Source organism: Catenulispora rubra (assembly GCF_015356825.1).
Classification (GTDB): Bacteria; Actinomycetota; Actinomycetes; order Streptomycetales; family Catenulisporaceae; genus Catenulispora; species Catenulispora rubra.
Genome location: NZ_JAACYW010000250.1, coordinates 1 through 17,233, shown reverse-complemented (window position 1 = coordinate 17,233; position 17,233 = coordinate 1). Strand labels below are relative to the sequence as shown.

Annotated in this window: 17 protein-coding genes; 8 read left to right on the top strand and 9 right to left on the bottom strand. The window is 70.0% G+C overall.

Annotation, left to right across the window (positions count from 1 at the left end; genetic code table 11):
• Positions 1-46 precede the first annotated feature (46 nt).
• Together GWK61_RS41805 and GWK61_RS41800 are read left to right on the top strand one after the other, a co-directional pair.
• Positions 47-994, top strand: coding sequence for a carbohydrate ABC transporter permease (locus tag GWK61_RS41805; RefSeq protein ID WP_194917398.1), 948 nt, complete (start codon positions 47-49; stop codon positions 992-994).
• Between the two features lie 18 nt (positions 995-1,012).
• Entirely contained in the window at positions 1,013-1,969 is a 957-nt protein-coding gene (locus tag GWK61_RS41800; protein WP_194917395.1) for a carbohydrate ABC transporter permease, read from the top strand.
• Positions 1,970-1,984: 15 nt separating this feature from the next.
• Here GWK61_RS41800 and GWK61_RS41795 read toward each other — a convergent pair whose 3' ends face one another.
• Together GWK61_RS41795 and GWK61_RS41790 are read right to left on the bottom strand one after the other, a co-directional pair.
• Positions 1,985-3,628 (bottom strand): thiamine pyrophosphate-binding protein, encoded by a 1,644-nt coding sequence (locus GWK61_RS41795; protein WP_194917393.1) that lies wholly within the window; start codon positions 3,626-3,628, stop codon positions 1,985-1,987.
• A gap of 297 nt (positions 3,629-3,925) precedes the next feature.
• Positions 3,926-4,705 carry a cyclase family protein gene (locus GWK61_RS41790; protein ID WP_194917390.1) on the bottom strand — a complete coding sequence of 260 codons (780 nt, stop codon included), beginning with the start codon at positions 4,703-4,705 and terminating at the stop codon, positions 3,926-3,928.
• Positions 4,706-4,797: 92 nt separating this feature from the next.
• Here GWK61_RS41790 and GWK61_RS41785 point away from each other — a divergent pair, with 92 nt between their 5' ends.
• From GWK61_RS41785 to GWK61_RS41775, 3 genes are all read left to right on the top strand, one after another.
• Positions 4,798-5,748, top strand: coding sequence for a hypothetical protein (locus GWK61_RS41785; RefSeq protein WP_228563814.1), 951 nt, complete (start codon positions 4,798-4,800; stop codon positions 5,746-5,748).
• Positions 5,745-6,566, top strand: a complete 822-nt coding sequence (locus tag GWK61_RS41780) for a CHAD domain-containing protein (RefSeq protein ID WP_194917388.1) — start codon at positions 5,745-5,747, stop codon at positions 6,564-6,566. The genes GWK61_RS41785 and GWK61_RS41780 overlap by 4 nt, the downstream gene beginning before the upstream one ends.
• 240 nt (positions 6,567-6,806) lie before the next feature.
• The gene (locus GWK61_RS41775; protein WP_194917386.1) at positions 6,807-7,229 is read left to right on the top strand and encodes a ribonuclease domain-containing protein; all 423 of its coding nucleotides are present in this window, start codon (positions 6,807-6,809) and stop codon (positions 7,227-7,229) included.
• Between the two features lie 68 nt (positions 7,230-7,297).
• Here GWK61_RS41775 and GWK61_RS41770 read toward each other — a convergent pair whose 3' ends face one another.
• Positions 7,298-8,968 (bottom strand): DUF8189 domain-containing protein, encoded by a 1,671-nt coding sequence (locus GWK61_RS41770; protein ID WP_194917383.1) that lies wholly within the window; start codon positions 8,966-8,968, stop codon positions 7,298-7,300.
• Positions 8,969-9,017: 49 nt separating this feature from the next.
• Entirely contained in the window at positions 9,018-9,491 is a 474-nt protein-coding gene (locus GWK61_RS41765; RefSeq protein WP_194917382.1) for a hypothetical protein, read from the bottom strand.
• Here GWK61_RS41765 and GWK61_RS41760 point away from each other — a divergent pair.
• Entirely contained in the window at positions 9,490-9,816 is a 327-nt protein-coding gene (locus GWK61_RS41760; protein ID WP_194917380.1) for a hypothetical protein, read from the top strand. The genes GWK61_RS41765 and GWK61_RS41760 overlap by 2 nt on opposite strands.
• A gap of 264 nt (positions 9,817-10,080) precedes the next feature.
• On the opposite strand, the gene GWK61_RS41755 is transcribed toward GWK61_RS41760, so the two are convergent.
• From GWK61_RS41755 to GWK61_RS41745, 3 genes are all read right to left on the bottom strand, one after another.
• A complete protein-coding gene (locus tag GWK61_RS41755; protein WP_194917378.1) occupies positions 10,081-11,418 on the bottom strand; it encodes a helix-turn-helix domain-containing protein in 1,338 nt (445 codons plus the stop codon).
• A gap of 24 nt (positions 11,419-11,442) precedes the next feature.
• Positions 11,443-12,747: an ROK family transcriptional regulator gene (locus GWK61_RS41750; protein WP_194917375.1), complete on the bottom strand. Its 1,305-nt coding sequence runs from the start codon at positions 12,745-12,747 to the stop codon at positions 11,443-11,445.
• A gap of 95 nt (positions 12,748-12,842) precedes the next feature.
• Positions 12,843-13,214, bottom strand: coding sequence for a winged helix-turn-helix transcriptional regulator (locus GWK61_RS41745; protein ID WP_194917373.1), 372 nt, complete (start codon positions 13,212-13,214; stop codon positions 12,843-12,845).
• Positions 13,215-13,307: 93 nt separating this feature from the next.
• Between GWK61_RS41745 and GWK61_RS41740 the strand changes: the two genes are divergently transcribed.
• On the top strand, positions 13,308-14,147 hold the full coding sequence (locus GWK61_RS41740) for an SDR family oxidoreductase (RefSeq protein ID WP_194917371.1): 840 nt from the start codon (positions 13,308-13,310) through the stop codon (positions 14,145-14,147).
• Between the two features lie 73 nt (positions 14,148-14,220).
• Here GWK61_RS41740 and GWK61_RS41735 read toward each other — a convergent pair whose 3' ends face one another.
• Positions 14,221-15,165 carry a phosphotransferase gene (locus GWK61_RS41735; RefSeq protein ID WP_194917369.1) on the bottom strand — a complete coding sequence of 315 codons (945 nt, stop codon included), beginning with the start codon at positions 15,163-15,165 and terminating at the stop codon, positions 14,221-14,223.
• A 222-nt stretch (positions 15,166-15,387) separates the two neighbouring features.
• Here GWK61_RS41735 and GWK61_RS41730 point away from each other — a divergent pair, with 222 nt between their 5' ends.
• Positions 15,388-16,671 (top strand): alpha/beta hydrolase family protein, encoded by a 1,284-nt coding sequence (locus tag GWK61_RS41730; protein ID WP_194917367.1) that lies wholly within the window; start codon positions 15,388-15,390, stop codon positions 16,669-16,671.
• Positions 16,672-16,731: 60 nt separating this feature from the next.
• On the opposite strand, the gene GWK61_RS41725 is transcribed toward GWK61_RS41730, so the two are convergent.
• Positions 16,732-17,184 carry a flavodoxin family protein gene (locus GWK61_RS41725; protein ID WP_194917365.1) on the bottom strand — a complete coding sequence of 151 codons (453 nt, stop codon included), beginning with the start codon at positions 17,182-17,184 and terminating at the stop codon, positions 16,732-16,734.
• Between the last annotated feature and the right edge of the window lie 49 nt (positions 17,185-17,233).

Below are 17,233 nucleotides of genomic sequence, written 5' to 3'. Positions count from 1 at the left end.
CCGCCACAGTCCCACCCTCCCCTCTTCCTGCCCGGGAGCACGCGCCATGCGGCTGCGCAAAAAGACCAGAGAGCGGTTGTTCATCGCCTCGTTCCTCGCGGGGCCGCTCGCGGTCTATTTGGTCTTCGTCATCTGGCCCTACATCGAGACCTTCGGCTACTCCCTGACGGAGTGGAGCGGCGTCGCGCCGCCGAGCAAGACGGTCTGGTTCAAGAACTACGTGGACCTGTTCCACGACTCGATCTTCCTCAAGGCCCTGGGCCACAACATGATCATCCTGATCGTGTTCCCCACCGTGACCATCGTGCTGGCGATGTTCTTCGCCTTCATGCTGAACGTCGGCGGACGCCGCGGCGGTCTCGGCGGCGTGAAGGGGATCCGGGGCTCGGCCTTCCTCCGGGTCATCTTCTTCTTCCCGCAGGTGCTCTCGGTCGCGATCATCGTGATCCTGTTCCAGGCCGCCTACGAGTCCAACAGCGTCGGCCTGTTCAACGCCATCGTCATCAAACTCGGGCTGACGGACGCGAACCACCCGTGGGAGTTCCTGAACTCCCCCACGTTCGTGCTCTGGTGCATCATGTTCATCCTGGTCTGGCAGTGGGTCGGCTTCTACCTGGTGCTGTTCTCCGCCGCGATGCAGCAGATCCCCCGGGACTACTACGAGGCCGCACTGCTGGACGGCGCCGGACGCACGCAGACCTACTTCAAGGTCACGATGCCGCTGCTGTGGGACTCGGTGCAGACCGCGTGGGTGTACCTGGCGGTCGCCGCGATGGACGCCTTCGCCCTGGTGGCCACCCTGACCCCGGGCTCCAGCTTCGGCGGCGGCCCGGACGAGCACGGCGAGGTCCTGGCGACGTACCTGATGCGCAACTTCCAGGTGCTGGGCAAGGCCGGGTACGCCTGCGCGATGGGCGTCGTCATCTTCTTCATCACCCTCATCCTTTCGCTCGTCGTCCTGCGCGCCACGCGCCGCGAGCGCCTCGAGTACTGAGCGCGGAGGAAAGACGACATGGCAGCCGATATGACGCAGACGCCGCCGGCGGGCCCGGGGGCGGGCACCGGCACGGGCACGCCGAGCGCGAAGCCCGGCGGTACCGGGCCCGGCACCGAGCGCTCACGGCGCTTCGGGGAGACCGGCGCGACGCTGAACGTGTTCGGGTCCGGGTTCATGGCGATCTGGGGGATCATGGTCCTGGGCCCGGTGCTGTGGGTGGTGCTCGGGGCGTTCAAGAACACGAGTGAGCTCAACGGCAGCGCCTGGTCCTGGCCGCACCACTGGTCGTTCGACGCGTTCTCGCGCGCCTGGCACACCGGGATCAGCACGTATCTGAAGGACACGGTCATCGTGCTGGTGTTCTCGGTGTCGCTGACGATGCTGTTCGGGGCGATGGCGGCGTATGTGCTGGCCCGCTTCGAGTTCCGCGGGAACCGGTTCATCTACTACCTGTTCGTCAGCGGTGTGATGCTGCCGGTGTACCTGGCGCTGGTGCCGTTGTTCTTCCAGGTGAGCAAGCTGCACATGCTGAACACGTACCAGGGGCTGATCCTGGTGTACGTCGCGTTCTCGATGCCGTTCACGGTGTTCTTCCTGCACGCGTTCTTCCGCACCCTGCCGTCGGCGGTGTACGAGGCGGCACTGATCGACGGCGCCTCGCACACGCGGGCGTTCTTCCAGGTGATGCTGCCGATGGCCAAGCCGGGCCTGATCAGCGTGGGGATCTTCAACATCCTGGGACAGTGGAACCAGTACCTGCTGCCGGTGGTGCTGATGCAGTCGCAGCACGGCGAGGCCCCGCACTACATGCTGTCGCAGGGCCTGGTGTCGCTGATGGTGGCGCAGGGCTACAGCGGGGACTTCCCGGCGCTGTTCGCGGGGATGACGATCGCGATGCTGCCGGTGATGGCGGTGTACCTGTCGTTCCAGCGGCAGGTGCAGGCGGGGTTGACGGCGGGGACGCTGAAGTAGCGCCTGGCGCCGCCCTCAGTGCCCCCGAAAGGCTTCCTCCAACCACCAGGAGGCCTGATCCGCGGCCACCTTCGCATCAAGCAGCAGCGGCCGCTCGCGCGGCCCCGCCAGCCACGGTGCCAGGACCTTGAGATCCCCCGGCGTGCGAACCGTGGCCGCCTCGCACCCGAACCCGCGGGCGATCGCCGCGATGTCGGTGTCGGGGAAGGTGACCGTGCCCAGGTCGTCCCCGTGCGGCCCGAAGTGGTGAACCTCGGCCCCGTACGCGGCGTCGTTGTAGACCACGATCAGCAGCCCCAGCCGTTCGCGCACCGCCGTCTCCAGCTCGGTGATCGACATCAGCGCGCCTCCGTCGCCGAGGGCCGCCACGGTCAGGCGGTCCGGACGTGCCAGCGCGGCACCGATGGCGGTGGCCAGGCCCAGGCCGATGGACTGGTAGGCCTGGGTGAAGACCAGGCCTTCGGCGTCGGGCACGTCGAGGTACATCACCGGGTAGCCCATGAAGTTCCCCGAGTCGACGGCCACCGTGCGCTCGACGGGAAGCAGGGTGTTGAGTTCCGCCGAGAGCATGCGCGGATCGATCCGGTCGGCGGTGGAGCGGTCGGTGAAGGGGATCAGCGGCCAGCGGCCCTCGGTCCGTACCAGGTCGGCGATCTCCTGCGAGCGGTAGCCGCTCTTGCCGGGCACGCGGTCGGCGACCTGGCGCGCCGTGTCGGCGGCGTCGCCGACCACGCCGAGGTCGACGCGCCGGTGCCGGCCCAGCGCGTCCTGCTCGGTGTCGACTTGCGCGACCTTCGCGTCGGGGGCGATGAGCGTGCCGTGGCGCAGCGTCCACATGTTCAGGCCGCAGCCCCAGCCGACGATGAGGTCCGCGGACCGGATCAGGTCCGCGGCCAGCGGCGTGGCGAAACCACCGCTGACGTCGAGGTCGAACGCCTCGCCGCGGAACAGGCCGCGTGCCGCCGCCGAGGTGGCCAGCAGCGCGCCGGTCCGCTCGGCCAACGTGGCGATGGCCTCACCGGCATCCGCCAACCGTGCCCCGCGCCCGGCGATGAACACCGGCCGGTCGGCCTCCGCCATGAGCGCGGCGAGGGCGGAGATGTCGTCCTCGCGCGGGTGCACCGTGCTCCCGCCGGCCAGCAGGCCGAAGCGGTTCCCGGCTTCGACGCGCTGCTGCTGCACGTCCAACGGCAGGTTGAGGATGACGGTCCGGCGCTCGGACTGCGCGGTCGCGACGGCGGTGAGCGTGTCGGCCCGCGCCGACCTCGCGCTGTTGACGCGGCGCGGCAATGCACCGACGGCCCGCGCGAGCGCGTTCTGGTCGACCCAGAAGTTCGACAGCCGCGACGTGGCCTCGGCGGCCAGCACGACCAGCGGCGTGCGGCTCTTGGCGGCCTCGGCGATCCCGGTCATGGCATTGGTGAGCCCGGGGCCCTGGTGCACGGAGAGCACCCCGAGCCGGCCACTGGCCCGCGCATAGGCGTCGGCCATCGTGGCCACACCCCCCTCGTGCCGCGCGGCGACGAAGCGCGCCCCGGCACCGACCAGGGCGTTGGTGACATGGAAGTTGCCGCTGCCGACCACACCGAAGACCACATCGGCGCCGGCTTCGCGCAGGGTCTGGCCGACTTCGGAGGCGACGGTCTCTTCTGCGGACATGGGTCCTCCGATCGCTCGGGACGCGGCAGGTTCCTACCCGCCACAGCACGCTTCACAACGAGAAGTGCCTATCGGGCCGGGGGCGCGCGGCGGTGCGCGTACGCCGCTGAGGCTCGCGCTGAGCCAACGCATCGCCGGGCGAGCCGGCAGAAAGCAGCGCAGCGCCTACCGACCGCAGGCTCGCATGAGGTCGGGCATCACGTGCTGGCGTCGCCGCCAACCGAAGCACCCCGCGCAGCCGCGCCTCCCCCACCGCGGCCGCGCACCGGCCACCGAACCAACCCCCGCGCCGACCCCTCACGCCTCCCGCTCGACGAGCGCGAGCACGCGGGCCGGGCTGCCGGAGCCGTGCACGATCGGCAGGGGTGCCGCGATCAGGAGGGCGCCGCGCGTCGGCAGGCGGTCCAGGTTGCGGAGCTGCGTCAGGCCGTACTTGCCGGCGCCGAGCATGTACGAGTGGCAGGGGAACGGTGGGTCGAAGCTGTGGGCCGTGCCGGCGTCCGTGCCGACGGTTTCCACGCCGATGCCTTGCAGGGGTGTCTGCTCGGCGAGCCATTTGGCGCACTCGGGTGAGATGCCCGGGGTGTGCGGGCCGGTTTCGTTCGCGTTGAGGAAGGCGGCCTGGTCTGCAGCTCGGGCGTCCCAGCCGGTGCGGTAGAGGAGCCAGCCGCCGGCCGGCAGCGGGCCGTGCTTGGCCTCCCACTCCTGGACGTGCTCGATCTGCAGGAGGTGGTCGGGGTCCTCGGCGGCGCTTTCAGAGGCGTCGAGGACGGCCGCGGGGCCGATCAGGCGGCTCGGCGCCACCTGGGAGACGTCCTCGCCGTCGCGGCCGGTGATCCAGTGGACCGGGGCGTCGAAGTGGGTGCCGACGTGTTCGCCGGTGACGATGTCGTTCCAGTACCAGGCGGGGCCGCGCTCGTCGTAGTGGCTGATCTCGCGGAGTGAGAACGGGACCGTGTTGGCGAAGGGCTCGGGGAGTTGCAGGATCGGCGTCTCGTGCGACAGCGGCGCGGTGAGGTCGACCACCTCGATCGTCCCGGCGGCGACCGCCTCGGCCAGCTGGGCCAGCAGCGTCATACCGTGCACCGTACTCCCGGCACGGCGGCTCGTCAGCCGCGGCGGCGCGCTCTTTCCCCGCCCCGCGCGGATTCTGACGGATACTGAAGCGTATGAGCACAAGGCGGACGATTCTCCGAGGCGGCATCGCGGCACTGGGAGCGGCGGCGGTCACGGCCGCCTGTGACTCCTCGCACGGCAACGTCGGCGGCGCGGCGACGAGCACGCCGGCGACCGGGGCGACAGGGACAACCGGAGCGACCGGCACGGCAGCAACGTCCGGATCGACATCGGGATCCGCGTCCGGATCGACATCGAAACCGTCCAGCGCCACATCGAGCTCGAGCACCCCGCCGTCGTCATCGCCACCGTCCACATCCTCCGCGAAACCCACCCCCGCCGCCCTCTGGACACCGGGCCCCGGCGAACTCGACCCCGACATCAAAGCCGTCGCCGTCGAGCACATCACCGCCCAGCTGAACCGCCCCGACCTCCAGATCTTCGACGCGCAGTACGGCGGCCTTCTCGACACCTCCGCGAGCGTCCTGGTCGTCACCAGCGTCGCCACCTACGACGTCCGCCTCGTCCAGGCCAGCCCGCGCTGGCAGGTCACGCAGGTGAACCCCTCGAACCCCGGCTCGCCGACCGCGACCCCGAGCGCCGCCGCCCAGGCCCTTCTCGCCTCCTCGCGCGTGAGCCTGCCGCCGGCCGGACTGGCCGACGTCCGCAGCGGCCAGGTGCACGACAGCGTCCTGACCGTGCTGCTCGGACTGGCGCAGGACCACGAGCTGACCGTCAGTGTCGTCCGCTCGGGCCACCCCATCGACGTCTTCGGCACCACCCGGCCGTCCGACCATCCACGTGGCCGGGCAGTTGACGTATGGAGAATTGACGGCAACGCTGTCGTGAACCCCGCCACTCCGACCGCGCTCGTTGACAACCTGATGCGCCGGGCCGCAGCGCTCGGCTCCTACAACGTCGGCGGCCCCCGACAGCTGTCGGGCCCGCAGTTCTTCAGCGACCGGACCCATCACGACCACGTGCACATGGGATTCACCACATGAACCGCATGACCCATATGAGTTTCCTGACATCTCTCAAAGCCCAGGCCGACGCGCTCTCCGCCCTGGAGCCGGCGGTCCGCGACGACGCGCCCGACGCCGTACACCAGATGCGCGTCGCGGCCCGCACCCTGCGCGCGAACCTGCGCACGTTCGAAGACGTGCTCCCCGGCGGCAAGCGGCGTGCCGCGCTGATCGAGGAGCTGGGCTGGCTCGGCGACGCGCTGGGCCCGGCACGTGAAGCCGAGGTATTGCAGGCCCAGGTCCTCGGCCTCCTGGCACGGACGCCGCCGGAGTACGTCCTCGGCCCGGTGCGGACCCGCGTCGAAGCGGTCTTCGCCCTGGAGCGGGAATCAGCACTCGGGCTCGTCACCGAAGCCATGGACTCCCCGCGCTATCGCAGGCTCCTGAAACATCTCGACGCCTACTTCGCAGCGGTGAAGCCCGACGAGGACCCCGACCTCTCCCGCCTGCACCGCCGCGTCCGCACCAGGATGCGGCAAGCGCTCCCGATGCCGCCCGGCGCCGACCGCGACACCGCGATGCACGAAGCCCGCAAGGCCGCACGCCGGGCCCGCTACGCCGGCGACGCGCTGGGCCTGCCGACCAAGCCGATCAAAGCCCTGCAGGACGTGCTCGGCGACGAACACGACCGCGTGGTCACCGCCTCGGCGCTCACCGGCCTGGCCGCCGGCGCGCACCAGGCCGGGGAGAACGCGTTCACGTACGGCGTGCTGCTCGGGCTCGTGCGCTGCGACTCGCGCGACTTCGACGGGAACGTCCGGAAGGCCTGGAAAGCGGCCCGGCCGAGTCTTCGGTAGCTCAGCCGGCTCCTCGCCGCCGCATCCGATGATCGTCCGCCCGGCGGTCCAAGGCCTACGCGCGAATATCCGCGCTCGACGATCTTCGGCAAACGCCGGGCGACGTGCACGGAACGTCTCCGAGTCCTGACAGGTGAACCTTTACGAACGCGGCCGATGTACAGGGATTGCCCTGTAGCGAAGGCCCGCATTCGGCGTCACATTGACGGTGACCACCTTCCCCCACGACCTGGAGGCTCCATGACCCCCCAGCGCCGTCTCGGCCTGTCCTGGACGAAACGCCTTGCCGTGGCCCTCGCCGCCACCGCGTCCACCCTCACCGTCACCGTCATCGCCAGCCCCGCCGCGAACGCGACGGTGTACAACTCCTGCACCAGCTCCGGCTGCGCGGACGCGGCCTCGGCGAACTCGATCTGGTCGTCGATGAACTACCCGAGCTCCCGCGGCTGGTACGACTGGCCCGACGGCGAGTGCAACTACGCCGGCGGCACCTACTACAACGACGACGGCCAGCTGCCCTCCGGCGACAGCTTCCAGGAGTTCGACGTCTACCCGCGTCGCTGCGGCGCGCACCGCGACGCGGTCCGGATCGTCGTGGACATGAACACCGGTCAGGTGTGGTACTCGCCCGACCACTACGCCGACTTCTACGTGTTGTCGTAGTCACAGCGAACACCGCGTAGTCTGCGCCGCCGTCGTCGAGTGACGGCGGCGGCGCAGCCCTTCAACCATCAGGGGCCGACGAAGGTCCACCAGAGGTTGACCGAGTTCCACTGCGTCCAGCGGCCGCCGTTGACACTCTGGGTGTCGCCCATCTGTGCCGGATTGCCCTGACCACGCGCGAAGACCTGCATGGTCTTGGAGCCGGTGCTGTACGCGATGGTCGGGTCCCCACCGAGCTTCCAGAAGTTGTTCAGCTCGCTCCAGTTCGACCACGGCCACGATGCGCCGGGGATGTAGTTGCTCACACCCATCGAGCCGTCGTTGCCCCGGGCGTAGACGGAAACCTGCCCGGTGTCGGGGTTGTAGGCAGCGTGCGGATCGCCGGCGAAGGTCCACGACAGGTTCACATCAGTCCACTGCGACCACCGGCCACCGTTGACACTCTGCGTGAAGCCCACATGACCGCCGGTTCCCCGGGCGAAGACGAACATGGTCTTGCTGTTCGGGTTGTAGGCGATGCTCGGGTCGCCGGCGAGCTTCCAGTAGTTGTTCAGCTCGGCCCAGTTCGACCACGGCCACGACGCACCGGGGATATAGGTGCTCACGCCGGTGGATCCGTCGTTTCCGCGTGCGAACACCGACACCTGCTTCGTGTCCGGGTTGTAGATCGCATGCGGATCGCCGGCAAAGGTCCAGGACAGGTTCACATCAGTCCACTGTGACCACCGGCCACCGTTGACACTCTGGATGAACCCCACATGGCCACCGGTGCCCCGAGCGAAGACGTACATGGTCTTCGTATCCGGGTTGTAGGCCGCGCTCGGATCCCCGACCAGCTTCCAGTAGTTGTTCATCTCGGTCCAGGGCGTCCAGCCCGACGCACCGTCGGCACGCGTACTGACCCCCATCGACCCGTCGGTGCCGCGAGCGAAGACGAACGTGGTCCTGCTGTCCGGGTTGTAGACCGCCGTGGGCTTCGCCGTGGTCGGGAAGAGCCACATGTTGCTGACCTCGGACCAGTTCGGCCAGTTCGTGCCCGCGCCGGTGGTGAACCCGATCTTGCCGGTGCTTCCCATGCCGAACACCGTCGTCTGGTTGGTGTTCGGGTCGTACACCGACCAGCCGCTGTCGGCGTCCGGGGTGGAGGCGGAGGAGGGCTGCGCCAGGTTGTTGTAGCGCAGGCCGACGTAGCCGGAGGTGGGCCAGCCCTCAAGGGTGTCCGAATAGATGTTGGCGGTGCTGGTGGCGGGGCCGTGGGCGTTCGTGCCGGGATGGGATTCGGCGTAGTAGTTGAAGTCGCCCGTGGCCTTGTCGGTCCAGCTGTCGAACAGCCAGATGTGCTGGTGCGGATAGGCCATGGCATCGCCCTGCTGCAGGTTGGTGAAACTGCCGATGCCGAAGTCGTAGGCGGTGTTCGGGCTGCCGTCGACGTTGGTGAAGTCGAGCGGGGCGGGGTCGGTGACGATCAGGCTGTCGCTCAGGTGCCAGGCCATGGAGACGTAGCCCGAGCAGTCGGTGCGGTACTGCCTGCCCTCGGGGTCCGGCGCCGAAGCGTCCTGGTTGTAGGGGACTGCGTTGTCCACCCAGAGCTGCGCGCGGCTCATCATCTCGGCGGAGGTGATCGGCCCGCCGACGCTGCTGGTTGCGTGGGCCGCCGCCGGCACCAGAGTCACCATCGAGGAGACGATCCCGGCGACGATGATCGGGACGATCCCGCGCCGGGTCTTCGGAATGTGCATGGTTTCCTTTCTTGGACTGTCATATATCAATATGCTGATATGTGCTGCTTCAGCTGGCGACGGAGGCCGACAGCATCGCCAGGACGGCGGGATCGCCGGCCGGGTCATAGGGGTTCGGGGGGTTGGCGCCGAACTCGGTGAAGCTCGCGAGAATCACGGTCGGGCCGCGCTGGACCAGGTAGTAGTGGTTGGACTGGGGACCGGCGGCGGACTGCCCGGCGAACCCGGTCCAGCGCCGCGACCAGGCCTGCGCCTGCGCGGCGGTGGCCGTCGTGGTGACCACCGCGTCCTGCGGCACGCCGGCGGTGCGCTGCAGGTCACGCGTCGTCTGAGTGCACGCGTTCAAGCCGGCGGCGATGGCGGAGAACTGCTGCGCGGCGGTCTGAGCGTCGCCGAACCCGAAGATGTCCTCCTGGGCCGGGGTGTTCTGCACACTGACGTATCCCTGCTCGTGCCAGGCGACGGCGCCGTGCACCTTGGCGCACCCGGCGACGCCGATGTCCCGGGCGGTCGGCACGGTCATGGCGACCAGGCCTCCCATCGGTTTCCAGGACGCCTTGGCCGCGTTCGGCAGGTTCGAGGCCGAGACCGGCGGCGGGACCGGAGGTGCCGCCTGGTTCGGCGGCCCGACGGGCCCTGGCGGCGATGAGGGTCCTGATGAACCTGCTGTCGCCGAAGTCGTGGGAGTCGTGGGAGTCGCCGGAGTTGTCGGCGCCTTGGGACCGGCAGTGGTGGAGGACGGCGCCGCCGGGGCGGTGGTCGAGGTGGTTCCGGCGCTGGTACTGGTGCCGGCAACGGCTCCGATGCTGGAAACAGAACTCGCCGCCGAAAGTCCAGCCGCACTGTGAGCAGCGCTGTGGCTGGAGCACGACGCGACCGCCATTCCGACACCAACCGCCGCGAGCACCGCGACCAGGCTTCGCAGCCGGTGCCGCTGCGCGAAGAAATCGTTCATGAGCTCTCCCGGGTTTTGGGCACGACGGCATGGCCCACACCGGGCTCGACGTCGTCAGTTCGGGCGGTCGCAGAGGATTGCGATATCTACTGCCAGGCTAGGTAGCGGCACCCGTACGGGACGAGGCAGATGCGAGGCGGTTATCCGGCAGAAGCCGTCACGCACCGGCAGAAAGCTCCCGGGCATAGGCCAGCAGCAGCGCGTGGGAATCGAAGCATCCCGGGTCGCTCTCGGCCATGATGTGCTCGCGCACCAGCGCGTCGAAGGCGCCGCGGATCCGGGACGAGGACATCCCGGTCTGCTCCGCGGCGGCGTCGACGGTCAGGTGGCCGTTGCCGCTGCGGCCCAGCAACCGGAACAGCCGCACGGCGTCGCGCGGCAGCAACCGCAGCGCGGACCGGAACGTCCCGCGGATGTCGGTCGACGCGTCGTCCACGGTGAACGCGTGCAGCCCGACGGAGCCGTCCAGCTCGGCGGCCAGCGTCCGCAGCGGGGCCTCCGGCCGGACCGCGGCGCGGGCGGCGATCACCGCGAGGGCGAGCGGCAGCCGCGCACACCGGCGGATGATCTCCTCGGCCGCCTCCGGCTCGGCCCGCACGCGCTCCGCACCGATGCGCCGGGCCAGCAGCTCGCGGGCGTCCGGCCAGGAGGGCAGGCCGATGGTCAGCGGCTGAGCGCCTTCGGCCGCGACCAGTCCGACCAGCGGTCCCCGGCTCGTCACGACCACCACGCTGCCGGCGGTTCCCGGCAGCAGCGGGCGGACCTGGTCGGAGTCGTCGACGTTGTCGAGGACGACGAGCATCCGCCGGTCGGCCATCAAGGTTCGATAGGTGCCGGTCAGCGCGTCCAGGGTGTTCGGCAGGTCCTCGGGCGTCGGGCCCAGCGCGGTGACCACGTCGGTCAGGTAGCGCAGGACCGGCTTGCGGCCGCCGGTGTCCGTCTCGCACATGTCCACGTAGAGCTGACCGTCAGGGAACTGATTCCGGACCGTGTGGGCCCAGTGGACGGCCAGCGCGCTCTTGCCGCCGCCGGCCACGCCGGACAGGGACAGGACCGTCACCGCCTCGACGTTCCGCTCCGCGTCGACGTTCCGCTCCGCGTCGGCGATCTGGGCGTTCAGCCAGGCCAGCTCGGGCCGCCGGCCGGCGAAGCAGGGCACGTCGAGCGGTAGTTGGGCGACGACCGGAATCGTCCCAGCCGGCACGGGTCCGGCCGATCGCGTGCTCGCCCGCACGAATTCGGTCCTGGCTGTCGTGTCGAGGTCCAGCGCGTCGGCCAGCAGCCGGATCGAGTCGCCACGGGGCCGGGTGACGCGTCCGCGCTCCATGTCGCGGACCGCGCGGACGCTCAGTCCGGCCCGCTGCGCAAGCTGCTCCTGGCTCATCATCCCCGCGACCCGCAACCGCCGCAGAGCCACCCCGAAGTGGTTCCCGTCCGGCTCCTGCGGATCGGACGGCATCCGATCGACGACCGCGGTGAAAGATCGGTGGATCACCATTCCCCCTGGTACTGCCTGGTCCTACCTGGTACTGCCGTGATGCCGATAGCCGGCGGGATCCTGGTACACGTCCTCCAGGGCCATATGCGCGGCGCCCAGAGCGGGGGCGCGAAAACCCAGGGTGGACAGCAGAATCTCGCAGGCCGCCGCCTCCGGAGCCATCACCCGCTCGCGGACGATCGTCCGCACCTGGTCCAGCATGAGATCGCCGACGTGCGCGAAGTATCCGCCGAGGACCACCGCGCGCGGATTAAGGATGTCGGCCAGCACCCCGAGCCCCAGGCCGAGGCCGGTCGCCACCTGGTGGAAGGCGTCGCGGGTCGGGCCATCGCCGGCCAGCACGCGGCGCTTGAGCTCGGCCAGCCGCTGCTCGGCGTCCAGCACGGGAGCCGGGGTGGACGCCGAAGCGGAACGGTTCGCAGATTCCTGAGAAGCGCCGGCCAGACGCAGCAGCGCCCGGAGGCCGACCATGGTCTCCCAGCACCCGTTGCGTCCGCAGACGCAGCGCCGGCCGCGCGGGTCCAGCGGCATGTGGCCGATCTCGCCGGCGAAGCCCGAGGCGCCGCGGAGTAATCGGTCGCCGCTGATGATGCCGCCGCCGATGCCGCTCCCGGCGGAGATGTAGAGGAGGTCGTGGATGTCGGAGTCCTTGATGGCCAGGTATTCGGCGAGCGCGGCGAGCTTGGCGTCGTTGTCCAGGTGCAGGACCGGGGCGGCGGGGCCGAGGCGGCGGCGGAGCCCGGCGAGGACTTCGACGTCGTGCCAGTCGAGGTTCGCCGCGTACCGCACCCGGCCGCCGGCCAGGTCGACGACGCCGTGCGCGGCCACGGCGATGCCGGCGGCGTGGATTCCGGACTCAGCCGCGCGGTCGAGGGCTTCGGTGAGCAGGGTGGCGACGAGGTCCAGCACCGGTTCGACGCCGGCCTCGGCGACGGCGATCGGCTGGTGCCGTTCGTGCAGCACGTCGCCGCGCATCGTCAGCACCACGACGCTGACATAGTCGGCGCTGATCTCGGTGCCGATGCCGCAGACCGCGCGGCCGTCGAGGTGCAGCGTCGTCCCGGGTCGGCCGACGGCGCCGTCGGACTCGGCCCGCCCCTCGACCGCCAGGCCGAGCTCGACGAGTTCGGCGACCAGGTTGGTGACGGTCGGTTTCGGCAGGCCGGTGGCGGCGGCGATGCGGACGCGCGAGCGCGGCCCCTCGTCGCGGAGCAGCCGCAGGATGATGCCGAGGTTGGTGCGCCGGATCGAAGCGCGGTTGCTGGGGCGCCGACCCCAGAAGCCCAGGCTGAAATCCGTTGAGCCGTCTCGTGGATCCGCTTTCATGCCCCGCGCCCTCCGTGTCGGCGGTTAGTTCGGATCCTAGGAGAACTAACCGGCAGAGAGGACGGACGGGACGGAGATTTGAAGGCTGGACGGACTCATTCGATGCCGGAGGGCGCCAACCGGCGGGTGACCCGGTTGAACAACTCCATCAGCGGCTCGCCGACCTCGCGGCCGAAGTCGGTCAGGCCATAGGTGACCTGGGGTGGCGTCGTCGGCTCGACGTGCCGCCAGACGAGGCCGTCCTCGACCAGCGCGCGCAGGGACTGAGCGAGCATCTTCTCGCTGACGCCCTCGATCCTGTCGCGCAGTTCGTAGAACCGGAGATCGCCGTCGTGCAAGGAGATCAGGACCCAGATCCCCCACCGGCTCGTCGCGTGATCGACGACGTCGCGGGCGGGGCAGTCGGTGTGAAACACGTCATACCGGTGCCCGCCGTCGGCCGGTGTCAGCTGCGCGCCTCCCGTCATGCCATGAGCTTACCTCCAGGTATGTCCTTACCAAAAGTTAGCCACGCTCCTACCGTCGTGAGCAGGCAGGACATTCGGACGAAGGAGCAGTTCATGATCGTGGTGACCGGTGCTACCGGAAACATAGGCCGTCCCCTGACGCACGCGCTGGCCGAGGCCGGCGAGCAGGTGACCGCAGTGTCGCGGCACACTGCGGCGGTGCCGGAGGGCGTCCGCCACGTGGTCGCCGACCTCGCCGAGCCGGCCAGTCTGGAGCCGGCGCTGACCGGAGCGAAGGCGTTGTTCCTGCTGCTGTCCGGCGATCTGCACGCGCTGGGGGCCAACCCGGCGGACGTCATCAGCAAGGCTGCGGACAGCGGAGTGCGTCGCATTGTCCTGTTGTCGACGCTGGGAGTGGCGACCCGACCCTTTGGCAGGACACGGATAGCGATGCGCGAATTGGAGGACACGCTGCGGGAGTCCGGCCTGGACTGGACCATCCTGCGGCCCGGCGGGTTCGCCAGCAACGCCCTGTGGTGGGCCGAGTCCGTGCGCACGCAGCAGCTCGTCGCCGCGCCCTTCGGCGACACCGGCGTGCCGATCGTCGACCCGGCGGACATCGCCGCGGTCGCCGCGGCGAGCCTGACCGACGACCGGCACACCGGCGGCGTGTACGAGCTGACCGGGCCGGAGGTGATCACGCCGCGGCAGCAGACCGCGGCCATCGCCGCGGCGCTCGGCTCGCCGGTGCGCTTCCACGAGCTCACCCGCGCGGAGGCCAAGGCCGGCATGGAGCAGAGCATGCCGGGTGAGCTCGCCGACGACACCCTGGACATCCTCAGCTCCCCCACGCCGGCCGAGCTGCGCATCAGCCCGGACGTCGAGAAGGTGCTGGGCCGCGCGCCGCGGTCGTTCGCGGACTGGGCTCAGAGCAATATCGCCGCGTTCCGCTGAGCGGGCTGCGGCGGCTGCGGCGGCCGCAGCGTGGGGAAGGCCGAGGAAGGGCGGTAGGCGCGTCGATCGCGGTTCAGCGCGGCGGCCGGAGCAGTCCGGTCGCCGTTCGGATCTGGGTGTCGACGTCTTCGCGGCCGCTGGAGTTGTCGGTGCCGTCGGTGCCGTCGGCGTGCCGGTTCGCCACGAAGGCCAGCAAACCCAGCAGGCACGCGGCGAAACTCACCTCGAGTTCGCCGGGCACCGCGTGGCGGTGGGCGTAGGCGAGCAGGTCGTCGCAGGCTCCTGGTTCGCCGCCGTGCCACAGCTGCGCGTAGGTCAGAAGCGTTGCCACGTCATGGAATCGGCTGCCCTTGCCGAGGGCTTCGGCGTCCACCAGGGCACTGATTCGGCCGTCCACGAGGAAGATGTTGCTCGGGTTGAGATCGCCGTGGACGAGGTCCGTGGTGCGCAGTTCGGCTCCGCGGTGGGGCGCCGTCCACCGTCGCATGGTCTCGACGAACTCCGCGCCGGCTACGGAGAACGCTGTCAGGGTGCTGCTGAAGCCGGATTCGTCGGCGAACACGACGGCGTGGTCGTAGGCGGACCAGTCGTGGTCGGTCTCGGGCCGCATCCCGGCTTGCACGCCGAACACCGGCAACGCGGCCTGCACCAGGTGCCGGGTCACGCGCTCGGGGTGGCTGCCTTCGGCGAATTCCTGCACCTGGTAGGGGTATCCGGCCGGCGTGCTTCCGGCCACGAGCCAGGCCGGTGTGGGCCAGCCGGCCGCGCGGGCTGCGGCGACGACCGGCTGCGCACGTTGGATCAAGCCGGCACGGCCGGGGTCGGCGGTCCATTTCAGGACGGCGGCCGGCTCTGGTGCGGCGCCGGCGCGCAGGGCGTAGGCGCCGTTTTGGAAGCCGCCTTTGAGACGGTGGTCGAGCACGAAGTCGGTGCCGTGCGTGTGGTTGCTGTAAGACACGACGCGCTCTGTGGCCTGGAGGCGGCGGTCTTCGTGCGCGGGGAAAGGATTGACAGACAAGAGACACTCCCATGACAAGGAAGCCCCTGCGCGGTTCGGCGCGGGGCACGATCGCTGTCTTGCGGCCGCTATGCATGCGGCCGGGGTGTGTCACGCCACGGTGCGACCTTAGCCGGGTGGCCACAACGGCGTCGCGTTGATTTCGCGCGCACATGTACCCGGGTCTGGTAAAGCAGAGTTCTGCGACAACGGTCTCTCTTCATACTCGGGATAGGAGAACTCATGTCCGTGCCCCGCTCCACGCCCTTCGCCGCCGCGCTCGCCGCTGCGCATCCCAGCCGACGTACCGCTCTGGCCGGCCTGACCGCGCTCGGGGTCGGCGCCGTCGTGCCGACGCTGTCCGCCGGGACGGCCCAAGCCGCCACCTCTGCTTTGACCAGCTCTGGCTCGGGAGCACTGGCGGCCGCCGGGCCGGTTCAGCTGAGCCTGCCCGCGCCGACCGGTCCGCACCGGATCGGGAACGTCGCGCTGCACCTGATCGACCGGTCCCGGCGCGATCCGTGGGTGCCGTCGCATCCGGTGCGTGAGCTGATGATCGGTATTTGGTACCCGGCTCACGAGGTCGACGGTCATGGCGCCGTGCCCTGGCTGCCGGCCAACGCGTGGTCGGCGTACTTGCAGGACAACGCGATCGCGCCGGGTGTGGTGTCGGTGCCCGTGACGCACGGCCACGACGGTGCTCCGGCCGAGCGCCGGGGCGGGCCGCGTCCCGTGCTGCTGTTCTCGCCGGGTTCCGGCGGCGACCGCGACACCTGCACGACGCTGACCGAGGAGCTGGTGAGCCACGGCTATGTGGTCGTCACCATCGACCACACGCACGACAGCGCCGAGGTCGAGTTCCCCGACGGCCGTGTCGAGCCCCGCACGATCCCGCCGGACTCCCTGCCGATCAACACCGAAGCGGTCTCGGTCCGCACCGCCGACGCGCTGTTCGTGCTCGACCAGCTGTGTGCCATCGCGGCGGGCCGCGATCCGGACGTCGAGCACCGTCCGCTGCCGCGCGGCCTGGCCGAGGCGCTGGACCTGTCGCGGGTGGGGATCTACGGGCACTCGATGGGTGGGGCCACGTCGGCGTGGGCGATGCTCGACGACCGACGGATCCGGGCCGGGATCAACCTCGACGGGTCGCTGTACGGTCCGGTTCTGAACGCCGGGCTGGACCGGCCGTTCCTGTTCATGTGCTCGCAGCTGCACGACCTCACCGACGACCCGAGCTGGGCGCAGACGTGGTCGCACCTGCGCGGCTGGCACAAGGAGCTGCGGCTGGCGAACGCCGCGCACAACTCGTACACCGACTTGCAGTCGCTGGTGCCGGAGGCCGCGGCGGCGGTGGGGTTCCCGCCGAGCACGGTGCAGCAGCTGATCGGGACTGTGGATCCGGCGCGGTCGGTGATCGCCGTGCGGACGTATGTGCGAGCGTATTTCGACCGGTTCGTTCGCGGGCACGACAACCACCTGCTGGACCGGCCTTCTGCGGCGTTCCCTGAGATCGAGTTCTTGGCCTGAGTCGACGGGCTGCGGGCTGCGGGCCGTCAGCCGGCTGTCGGCTGTCGGCCACTTACTTCCTCACCCCATGAGCCCGGCGGCGACCGTCGCCCCCAGCTCCCAGCACGCCTCCAAATCAGCCTTCGCCGCCTCCCCCGTCACCGTCACCGCCCGGAACACGCGCTCCCACCCCATGCCGCCAGCGATCGACTCGATCGCACGCAGCGCACCGACGGTGTCGTTGTTCCCGTGCACGTAGGCGGCGTACGGGAGCTTCTTGGTCGCGTCGAGGCAGGGGTAGTAGACCTGGTCGAAGAAGTGCTTCAGGGCGCCGCTCATGTAGCCGATGTTGGCCGGGGTGCCTACGATGACCGCGTCCGCGTTCAGCACATCCACCGCGGTCGCCGCGAGCGCCGGCCGCCGCACCACTGTCACGCCCTCGATCTGCTCGTCGCTCGCGCCGGCGAGGACGGCTTCGAACATCGACTGGAGCGTCGGCGACGGCGTGTGGTGGACGATCAACAACGTCGGCATGCGCCCGATCCTTCCACGCCGTGCTGCGGTTTCCCGTGCCATCCCCCGC